Annotated in this window: 1 protein-coding gene; it reads right to left on the bottom strand. The window is 31.7% G+C overall.

Going from position 1 to position 6,076, the window contains the following annotated elements; genetic code table 11:
- Positions 1-250 precede the first annotated feature (250 nt).
- Positions 251-5,998, bottom strand: coding sequence for an Ig-like domain-containing alpha-2-macroglobulin family protein (locus E6A48_RS11425; protein ID WP_219710437.1), 5,748 nt, complete (start codon positions 5,996-5,998; stop codon positions 251-253).
- Positions 5,999-6,076: the final 78 nt, after the last annotated feature.

Raw genomic sequence — 6,076 nt, forward strand, 5'->3', positions numbered from 1 at the left:
CAAGTATAAATTACAGCACCCGCCAAAAAGTGTTTTTACTTTAAAATCGGCTCTACGCACGGTGAACAAAATTTTATATATAATAAAAATTAGAATTAACGATTAGTATGTATTTATGATTTTTCTCTGCATGCGTTGTAGAGATTAAAAATAAAATTTGAATAGTTTTTAAAATTAAAAATAGTATTAAAAAAGGCGATACCTCAGAAAAGATACCGCCCTTAATATTTTAATGTATTGAAACTATTTATTATTTAGCCTCTATAACAACTTTATGCTGTCCGTCATAACCAAACACCTCAGGGTTATACATCTCTTCAGCCTTAGTAGCAGGAAGTAAATATTCACCATGTGTAACAGCACGAACTACATATTTGTATATATGCTCACCTTTGTCTAAAACATCAGCAAATAATAATATTTTGTCATTGTAGTTTTCAGTGTGATTAAATCCGCCCCACCACCAAGTATTATTATAATTTCCTGTGATGTTTTTAACTTCGCTGCTTTCTGTAGCAAATGAAGAGTTTAATATTCTCATACCAGAAGCAATAGGAGTGTCAACTACAACAAAATGTCTTTCATAAGGAACTGTAACTTTTACAACAACCACATACTCTTCACCTTGTTTAAATTTCTCTTTAGTAAGGTCTAATACTCTTCCATTTTTAGTTTGATATTCTCTTACAACATTTATTCCCATATCTCTATTAACAGCCAACTCACGAGGAGCATAAGTAAGTCTTACACCATAATAAAGTCTTCCAGCCCCATTTCTTTTAATGTTTGCTATAGAAGCTCTTGTATTTAAATTGCTTAATCTCTCATTCATAAACTCACTTAAAGCATAATTTTGTGTTAAGCTAGGCTGAGTTCTTGAATTAAAGTTTTCAGCAAGTAAAGTTTTTCCCTGATATATAAACTCTGCTTTGAAATTAGGTTTAACATTTTCGTATTTTTTGTAATACATATTCATAGCAGCAAATACTGATACATTGTCTTGAGTATTTAAATATCTTCCGTTTTTTCTTGATTGAACAAGCCAGCGAACCACTTTTTCATTGATTGCATTGTCATAACCTGTTTCAATTAAAGCATATAAAGCAACAGAAGTATCTCTCACTGATGAAGAGTGTATCCAGTAAAGATTTTTATATCTCTCTTCTAGTTCATAATGAGCAGTATTAGGGTCTTCTTTAATGGTGTTAAGTATATATTGTCTAACATTAGTAAATGCCTTGTTATCATATTTGTTATAATACATAGCTCTCATTAATTGAACCTGTCCATAGAAAGGTATATTATTAACTTGAGGGTATATTCTGTCTATTATAGCTTTTACATCGTTAGAATTATATCCGCCTTCTGCAAGCACTGCTGCAATATAAGATATAGATGAAAGATTAATATACTCATCAAACCAGAAGCTAGGTTTTTCAGCCTCACCGCTCTTAGCATAATTGTTAATATATTCTAATGCCAATTTTAGAGAGTTTTCGTCTATAGTGTAGCCCTCTTTTTTAGCTTTAATCATAGTCTCAGCAGCATAAGCAGTAAGCCAAGGAGATATCCAAGTTTTGCTAGGATAATAAGAGAATCCTCCATTAGGGCTTTGATAAGTAGGCATAGCTTTTAAGAAATTATTTACTGTATTGTCTAATTCTTCTTCAGCTATATCAGTAAGTTTCATATCAACTAATAATCTCTTAGATGTTATTATAGGATACACTCTTGATAACTGCTGTTCCAAACAAAGATAAGGATAATTTATAAGATAATTTATTCCTCCTGTAAGTTCACTAAATGCACTAGGAGACATATAAACTTCTAAACTTCCAGCACCTTTATAAGCCTCTGTAGTATTTGGCACTCTAATCATTAAGTCAGTATTGTTGTTTGTAGTGCTTGAGAACATTGCCACAGATTCTGTAGTCATAGGAATATTAACTTTAAATGTTTTCTCTACAGCATCAGTATATTCTCCGCCTTTAGCTAGTATTGTAACTTTAGCCTCTCCACTATTTGTAGCTATAATATCAAATCTTACATCAGCATTTCCGCCTTTAGGTACAGTTATTTTTTGAGTAGCATTTTGTATTAAAGCATTAGAAGATACAGCTTGAACTTCTATCTCTAAATCTTTATCAGAATAATTATAAACTATGCTTCCAGCCTTAAACTTATCTTCAACATAAGCAAACTCTGGTAAAGTAGGCATAAGCATAATATTTTTCTTAACTATAACAACATCATCAGAAGCACCAAAATAACCGTCTTTATTTATAGCAGAAGCCATTATTCTAAATGATGTAATATTGTCAGGTAAATTAAATGTAACAGTAGCCTTACCATTAGCATCAGTTTTTACTCTTCCTTGATAGAAAGCAGTTGTTAAGAAGTTCTTTCTTATACTAAATACGTCCATACCCATAGCCTCAGCTTTAGCCATAAGGATATTGTCTGCTCTCATACCATCTCCGCCTGGTGTGTCTCCTTTCTCACCATAGTTACGCTGACCTATTAAGTGTATTCTTGTATCGGCACTTGCAACACTCAAAGGTCTCTGTCCGTAGAAAGTGTTAAACCAGTTAGGAGTTTTATAGCCTATTAAATTCAACACTCCAACATCAACCACACTTAACATAACTTCTGTTTCCATAGGCTCACTTTCTTTAGTTTCAACATATAAATCAACTGTCATCTCATCACGAGGCTCTAAACTGTCAGCAGATTTTGTTATTGTTACATTAAGCTCTTTTTCACGAGGAGATACTGAAAGCCCAGCATAACCAATTTTAAATGACGGCTTTCCTTCATCTGTAGCATAATTAGTATAAGCTTCATTTTCAACTCTACCCTTAACAAGTGAAACACCCACATAAACATTAGGTAAATATTCAGGTTTTATAGGTACTTCTATTAAAGCAGTAGAGCCTTCAATATTTGTAACAAAAGAATCTATTACATATTCTCTCTCAACTGTTACTAAAGCAGTAGCAGATTCATAAGGGGATTTTACCATTATTCTTGCTGTTTCATAAGGTTTATACTCTTCTTTTTCTGTGATAAGCTCTAGCAAATCATCATCAAACATAGCCCAAGGAGCATAATCCTTACCTATAACATACATATATTCATCAGCAGCAACTTCTCTCTTTTTGGAGTCTTTTGACCTTGCTAATATTATATAAAGTCCTGAATTTGTAGGAGTAAAACTGTATGACACAGGGTCTTTTTTTGTTGTAATTGTAGTAGTTTCAATAACATCATCAATCTGTGTAGATTCCCATTCAAATCTTCCGCCTGTTATAGCCTTTCTCACAGACTCCCAATGTCTTCTTATAACTTGAACTTCTATCTTTTTGCCTGCAAGTCTATTTCCTTCAGCATCAACTGCAATAAACTCTAACTCTGTAGGCTTATCAGTTTCCAAGAAATAACCTTGTCTTTTTATACCAATATAATAATCACTTCCATGAACCAATACGCTTTTAGTTGTGCTTACTTTCTGAGAATCTTCACCAGACACTGTTGTCTCTATTGTAACATAAGCAGAATGTATTGAACGGCTTGCATCCACTGTCGGACTATAAGTATATTCTCCGTTTTCATCTAATGAACCAGTGCCAGTAGCTATTGTAGAATAATAGTTATTATAATACTCATCTTCAAACCAGCTTAATTTTGTAAATCTAAATCCTGCATTATTAGGAGGAGTGAAGAAAGTTTCATTCATAGATATATTATAATCAACTCTATTAGATATCATAGGCTCGCCGAACAAATACCAGCCAGACATCTTTATAGGCATAGTGTCGCCTAAATAATAATTTTTATCTTCAACCCAAAGTCTGCTTTCATATTCTAAAGGCTTAAACTCTTCAACTCTAAAGCTTTGTGATAAACTATAAAGCTCTTCATCATTATTATTAGAATTAAATGCCACCCTCACGCTATAATAGCCAGTAGGAGCATCTGCAGGAAGAGTAAAGTCTATTAAATAAGAACCAAACTCATTTAAGCTCACATCTCCCTTATATATCTCTTCGCCTCTTGAGTTATTAACAGTAAATGAACCATCTTTCAAATTAGTAGGTATATTCCAATTTCCAATAATATTTTCTCTTACAACACCTTTTATATGCACTTCTTCGCCTGCCTTATAAAGCCCTCTCTCTGTAAACATAGAACCATTATACTCTTTATCAGCAGGAGAATAATCATAACTTATATCCATTCTCCAAGGTGAAACACCTGTACCCCAATCACTATTAATAAAAGATACATCATCACCCTTTGTAACTATTGCCCATTGTCTTGGAGTATCCCATCTGCTTGCTCTTTTTATTCCAAAACTTCTAAAACCTTTAGTAGTAGCTATTCCGTTTTCATCGGTTGTTGCTTTTTCTAATACTCTATTGAAATCATCTCTTATCTCTACTTCTGCACCTGCAACAGGCATTCCTGTTTTTAAGTCTGTTACAAATATTGTATTTGAATCGCCTGAAAACTTTCCTGTTACTCCCATAGATGTTATTTGTATTTGTGAAGCTGTTGAATAATCGTACTCGCTTTGGTAGCCTGTTTTGCTTTTAAACTCTATTGATAAAAGTCCGTACTCTTTATTATTCATATAATTTGTTAAATAGAGTGCAGTTGTAATGTATCTGTTTCTTTCAACATTTGGAGTATATTCTGTATTATTATTGTAGCCTAGTAAGTTTTTATATTTATTAGTATAATTTCTAAACTCTAGAGTTTCATCATATCTATATACTTGTTTATTTACAAACAAGAAAGGTATAATATTTTCTTTATCAACATATCTGCTTTGTATATAAATAGTATTAGGGTTCATTACCTGCACAGGAAGTTTTACGCCTTCATAAGCTTCTACAACTCCCATTCCAGAAGGTATTGAAACACTAGGGTTATAATCTGTAACATTTAATGTAATATTTTTTTCTTCTCCTAAAGTTTGTCCGTAAATATCTTTTAAGCTTCCTTTAATTTTTATGTTATATGTAATATTAGGATTAAATCTAAGTGCATAAAGTGAGAAGCTTTTAGAAGACCATGAGTTTTGTTCTATTTCTTCTTGTGTAGGAAGCTGAATTTGTGGGCTTATTTCCATATTTTTTATTAAGTCTGCCCATTCTACTCTTGTACTGAATTTTATTTCTGGAGCTTTTGGAGAATATGATGCTGTTACTGTTTGCTCTTCTTCTCCATTAAAATAAAAATTATCATGTGTAGAGAACTTAAAACTATCATTATCTGCTGTGCCTAAGTTTCCATTTATAGCAGCAAGTCCTTCTTCTATATACACACTTATTTCATCATCTTTGTTTAAAGCCTTTTTAGGTTTTATAACTAATACCTGATTTAATTCATATTCATTAGTTTCCCATTCTCTTAAATCTTCTATTTTTGCGTATCTTACATCAAAATCTATCTCTCTATAATTATTGCTTGATATTAATTCTATTTTCTCTTTTGCACTTTGCAGGTATATTGGCATATTATAATAAATAACTATATTAACATCTGTAGGAAGGTCTGATTGTCTATCATAAGGAGAACTTTTTTGCATTATTGGTCTTAAAGTATTAAAAGTCCAAGTATAATCGTTTTCTAATATATCACCTGTAAGTTCGCTTTTAATTCCTTTTTTAAGCGTAACTTCTATTTTTGTATTGTCTGGTAAAGCTTCACTAGGATAAAATGCTAAAGTATTAACAGAAAGCCACCTGTATTTACCTTTAACATCTATATTAAAATTAAAATATTGATTAGTTACTTCTTTTACAGCTTGCAATGCAACCATTTGCTGATTAAAAGTTACTGTTATAGCTTCATAGTTAGCTCTGCTTGTATTCTCTCCAATAGGAGTAGTTCTGTCGATACTAACAGCACCAAATAAAGATAAACTGCTCATAAAAATAAATGACATAATAATAATATAAAATGTTTTTAGTCTTAGAATGGACTTTCCCATAAATACCCCCAGATAATATTCAATCCTAATGTTATAACATAAATAATTTTAAAGTAAATAATAAATTAAGATATTTTT

Source organism: Brachyspira pilosicoli (assembly GCF_019402445.1).
Lineage (GTDB): Bacteria > Spirochaetota > Brachyspiria > Brachyspirales > Brachyspiraceae > Brachyspira > Brachyspira pilosicoli_B.

What these genes read in the sequence shown, in the direction of transcription:
- E6A48_RS11425 (WP_219710437.1), bottom strand. Translation starts at nt 5,998, where the DNA reads ATGGGAAAGTCCATTCTAAGACTAAAAACATTTTATATTATTATTATG.